This is a genomic window from Acinetobacter sp. DMC2, assembly GCF_056314305.1.
The window spans coordinates 516118-522127 of sequence record NZ_JBQUYP010000002.1 but is presented as its reverse complement, the minus strand read 5'-3'; the positions used below and the strand labels follow the sequence as shown (position 1 = coordinate 522127).

The window sequence follows — 6010 nt, the reverse complement described above, 5'->3', positions numbered from 1 at the left end:
AGCGACTCTGATTCTGACAGCGACTCGGACTCTGACAGCGATTCGGACTCTGACAGCGACTCAGACTCTGACAGCGACTCAGACTCTGACAGCGACAGTGACTCAGACTCTGATTCCGACAGCGACTCTGATAGCGACAGCGACAGTGACTCTGATTCTGACAGCGACTCTGATTCTGACAGCGACTCAGACTCTGACAGCGACTCAGACTCTGACAGCGACTCGGATTCGGACTCTGATAGCGACAGTGACTCTGATTCTGACAGCGACTCTGATTCCGACAGTGACTCAGACTCTGACAGCGATTCTGACTCTGATAGCGACAGCGACTCTGATTCCGACAGCGACTCTGACTCTGACAGCGACTCTGATTCTGACAGCGACTCGGACTCTGACAGCGACTCTGATTCTGACAGCGACTCGGACTCTGACAGCGATTCGGACTCTGACAGCGACTCAGACTCTGACAGCGACTCAGACTCTGACAGCGACTCGGACTCTGACAGCGACTCAGACTCTGACAGCGACTCAGACTCTGACAGCGACTCGGACTCTGACAGCGATTCGGACTCTGACAGTGACTCAGACTCTGACAGCGATTCAGACTCTGACAGCGACTCTGATTCTGACAGCGACTCGGATTCGGACTCTGATAGCGACAGCGACTCGGACTCTGATAGCGACAGTGACTCTGATTCTGACAGCGATTCGGACTCTGACAGTGACTCAGACTCTGACAGCGATTCTGACTCTGATAGCGACAGCGACTCTGATTCCGACAGTGACTCAGATAGCGACAGTGACTCTGATTCTGACAGCGACTCTGATTCCGACAGTGACTCAGACTCTGATAGCGACAGCGACTCTGATTCCGACAGCGACTCGGACTCTGACAGCGATTCGGACTCTGACAGCGATTCGGACTCTGACAGTGACTCAGACTCTGACAGCGATTCAGACTCTGACAGCGATTCAGACTCTGACAGCGATTCAGACTCTGACAGCGACTCTGATTCTGACAGCGACTCGGATTCTGATTCTGATTCTGACTCTGACAGCGACAGCGATTCTGATTCCGACAGTGACTCAGACTCTGACAGTGACTCGGATTCGGACAGCGATTCTGACTCTGACAGCGACTCTGATTCTGACAGTGACTCTGACTCTGATAGCGACAGTGACTCGGACTCTGACAGTGACTCGGACTCTGACAGCGACTCTGATTCTGACAGTGACTCGGACTCTGACAGCGATTCGGACTCTGACAGCGACTCGGATTCGGACTCTGATAGCGACTCTGACTCTGATTCTGACTCTGACAGTGACTCTGATTCTGACAGCGACAGTGACTCTGATTCTGACAGCGACTCGGACTCTGACAGCGATTCTGACTCTGACAGCGACTCGGATTCTGACAGTGACTCGGATTCTGATAGCGACAGCGACTCTGATTCCGACAGTGACTCAGACTCTGACAGCGACTCAGACTCTGATTCTGACAGCGATTCGGATTCGGACTCGGACTCTGATAGCGACAGCGATTCGGACTCTGATAGCGACAGTGACTCAGACTCTGACAGTGACTCAGACTCTGACAGTGACTCTGACTCTGACAGCGATTCGGACTCTGACAGCGATTCGGATTCGGACAGCGATTCGGACTCTGACAGTGACTCGGATTCTGACAGCGATTCGGACTCCGACAGCGACTCGGATTCGGACTCTGATAGCGACTCTGATTCTGACTCTGATTCTGACTCTGACTCTGATAGCGACAGTGACTCTGATTCTGACAGCGACTCGGACTCTGACAGCGATTCTGACTCTGACAGCGACTCGGATTCTGACAGTGACTCGGATTCTGATAGCGACAGCGACTCTGATTCTGATAGCGACTCAGACTCTGACAGCGACTCGGATTCGGACTCTGATAGCGACAGCGACTCGGACTCAGATAGCGACAGTGACTCTGATTCTGACAGCGACTCTGACTCTGACAGCGATTCGGACTCTGATAGCGACAGTGACTCTGATTCGGACAGCGATTCGGACTCTGACAGTGACTCGGACTCTGATAGCGACAGCGACAGCGACTCTGATAGCGACTCAGACTCTGACACTGACAGCGATTCGGATTCTGACAGCGACTCGGATTCTGACAGCGACAGTGACTCAGACTCTGATCTGGTTGCGAATGATGACTTGGCAACGCTTGATGCTAATATCGATCCAACTACAAGCCCAGTACCTACACAATCTAAGACATCTGTAGTTTTACCTTCTTATGATGGTTTGATTCTCGATTGGACATGGGCTGTGAACAACGCCTTGCAAGTAGAAGTTCCTCAAGGAACACTTCAAGATTTCAATATTGATATCAGTGGTTTGTATTTGGGTGCAGGTATTGTGAGTTTAGGCCTCGATGTTCTTCGTTTGAATGAAAACACTGGTCAGTATGAGCTTTATGAGCATATTCCAAATGCTGGAACTGCTTTTGCAGCACTTGTAGGATTCTATACAGGTGGCACCACGATTAATGATTTACCTGAAGGTCAATATGCCATCGTCATGACAAATGACCAAGGACTTAACTTTACAGGTTTAGGTTTCCCAACTTTAACAATCCCATCAGGTGGTGTAGCAACTGATTATGGTGAGGTTGTTGTAAGTGGTAACGTCATTGTTCCTGAGGGAGCAGGGGATGTAGCGGATGTCGATCCTGAAGGTCAGCCATTAGTCGTTACGCAAGTAATCTCTGAAACGGGTAACACGTTAACTGTTGATCAATCTGTTAATGGTTTCCAAAAAATAGAAGGTGCTTATGGTGACCTGTATATTGATAAGGATGGGAATTATGAATACATCCGAAATCCGGAAATTCCTAACTCAGTAGGCAAAGTCGATACGTTTACTTATACAATTCAAGATGTTGATGGAAATACGGCAACAGCTAATCTTAATATCCGAATTGATAGTTCTCAAGTAGACATTAATTGGCCAACTGATCCTACTTTGGATGGCACAGTTGACTTAGTTGCTACTAATGACAGCAATGGAGCTCAAGTAGATTATAAAAACTTTGTTGAAACAAAATCGGCAGATCTTGGTTCAATGACTGCTTCCGTTACTCGTACTGGTAGCTTATTTGGTGGTTATACTTATACGCGTAATCCTGGCACGGATACTTCAGATGTTATTACTGTAGATAAAAATGCGTCAGCTGTCTTATCTATTAAAGTTACTACAACTGATTCATCTGGCGCCAATAATGATACCTTTGGTTATAGCGTACAAAAATTGGTAGGTGGTAGCTGGCAAACTGTATATGTTTCACCAACTACAACTTATAGTCATCCATTCCTAGGGGGGTCAAATGCTACGATCATTGATAATAGTTATTCGATACCAGCGGATAGTGTGGCGACACAATGGCGTGTAATTTATACAAGTACTGAAAGTAATGAGTCATTCCTTGTTAATGGTACTAATTCAACTTCAGTTCAAACTTCAGTTCAACCAACACTGACACATTATGATGCATTTACTGCTTCTGGAGAATTTACTCCAGCTACAGGTAATGTAATTACAGATGATAGCGGTAATGGTACTGATGTAACAGGCGGTATAGGTACTAAATTATTTGTAGAAAATGCAGCTGGAGTATTTGTTGAAGCTACTGGTCAAACTTTAGTTTACAGTAATGGAACATTAAATATTGCAGCAAACGGCACATATACATTTACTCCAAATGCCACAGCAGATGGAAGCCAAACTACAAGTTTTAATTATAAACTTATAGCTGCGAATGGTGATGAAAGTAATGTTGCTGCATTAACAATTAATTTGGGTAGACATTATGAAACTGGCGCTGGAAATGATTTAATTTCTGGCACATCAGGAAATGATGTTTATACAACTAGTACTGGTGCAGATACAGTTATATTTAAGCTTCTTAATGCAACGGATCCTACAGGTGGAAATGGTTTAGATACCTGGAGTGATTTTAATAAAGCACAAGGAGATAAAATCGATATAAGTAGTTTATTATCGGGTCAGTCTGTTAATAATACAAATATCGGTCAATATGTAACTGCTACACAAGTAGGTGGTGACACAGTAATTAGTATAGATAGAGATGGAAGTGGAACTTCTTATAATTCTACAGAAATCTTAACTCTTAAAAATACTAATACTACAATTGATGAATTGCTACAAAATAGTCAAATATTATTTTAATTTGATTGTTTGAATAAAAAGAGGATCTACGGGTCCTCTTTTTATTTTGTTTAAATAATTTTGAAATTAAATGTGATATGTTATAATAAGTTAAAAGATTTTTTGAAGTGATAATATGGAAATTAATACATATAGTAAATTTGAGGAATTCAAAGAAAAATTAAAAAACTGGTTGTTAATTCAATTGAAAACTCATTCTGAATATGAGAATGGTATGTGTATTTTTTTATCTATGGGTGATAATAAAAAAAGATGTGAAGTATGGAACACTTTTGATAAAAATTTTAATACAGTGTTAAAAAGAATATATTCATTTTTGGATAAGTTATATTCTAAAAACAGAAGAATACCTGAGTTTTTTAAAATAGATATTGCATGTAATATTAGTGAAGAGAGCTGGAGTGAAGTTGACTTTGATGTTTTAAATCAAGAACATAATAATCACTACAGGAAAGGAATTAGCTTTGATGATAAATTTCACATATGTTTTCTAGAGCAAGAAATATATGGGAAAGCTATTATAAAAGGTATTTCTTTTGATAAACCTAATTTTTTTGATGAAAAAAACCTTAATGATGCAATAAAATCTAAATATAAAAATATTACTAAGGTATTTAAACTAGATGATATAAAAAAAGTATGGGTTTTTGATACTGTATCTGCTTTTTATGAAAATGAGAAGTTTATTGATTTACAGACTGGAGGAGTTGTAAACGGAATAAGATATAAGTCTGAAAATTATAAGGACGAAATAAAAGAACTTATTATTAATAATTCCGAGTTTTTATATAATCAAATTTTGGATGATGGTCGTTTTATTTATGGTTATTTTCCAGCTTATGATCGAGAAATTAAGAGTTATAATACTGTTCGACATTGTACGTCGATATATGCATTATTGGAAACATTAGAAGTAGTTTTTAATAAAAAATATTTAAATAAAATTGAAAAATCTATTGAATATGCCTTTGATAATTTTTATAAAATTATAGAAGAAAAAGGATTTATGATTGATGGTGAACAAGATTTAGAAATAAAATTAGGATCAAATGCAACTGCAATTTTTATGCTTGCTAAATATCAAGAAATAACTGGTAATGATAAGTATTTGAAAAATGCTGAAATGCTAGCAAAAGGAATACAATATATGATTGATGAATATGGTCAAACTAGCCATATTTTAAATTATCCGTCATTATGCGTAAAAGAAAAGTTTAGAATTGTATATTACGATGGAGAAGCTGCTTTAGGGCTCCTACGTTTATATCAGATTAATAAAAATAAAGACTTACTTGATACTGTTAAGCTAATGTTTGATAATTTTATTTCTAAAAAATATGATAAATATCATGACCATTGGTTGAGTTACTGTACAAATGAATTAACAAAAATCTGTCCAGAAGAAAAGTATTTTAGATTTGGAATGAATAACTATCTTAATCATATGGAATTTATTAAAAATAGAAAAACTGCTTATGCAACATTTTTAGAAATGATGATGTCAGCATATAAAATGGTTTCATATATGAGAGATAATGATTATCTCGAGTTGTTTGAAGAAGCCAAGTTTAATGAATTAAAAGAATTAATTAAATATAGAGTTGAGTTCCAGCGTTCTACAGGATTTTTTTATCCTGAATTAGCAATGTATATGGCTAGGCCAGATAAAATTAAGAATGCATTCTATGTTAGACATGATCGTTTTAGAGCACGAATAGATGATCAAGAGCATAATTTATCTGGTTTAGTAGCTTTTTATAACTATTTTGAGTGA

At 39.5% G+C, this 6010-nt stretch carries 2 protein-coding genes; both read left to right on the top strand.

Features of this window, described 5'->3' with window-relative positions:
• Positions 1 to 4236: BapA/Bap/LapF family large adhesin (locus ACT53H_RS06780; RefSeq protein ID WP_476008899.1), on the top strand; the 4236-nt coding region annotated here is incomplete at its 5' end.
• A 115-nt stretch (positions 4237 to 4351) separates the two neighbouring features.
• Entirely contained in the window at positions 4352 to 6010 is a 1659-nt protein-coding gene (locus ACT53H_RS06775) for a glycoside hydrolase family protein (protein WP_474772228.1), read from the top strand.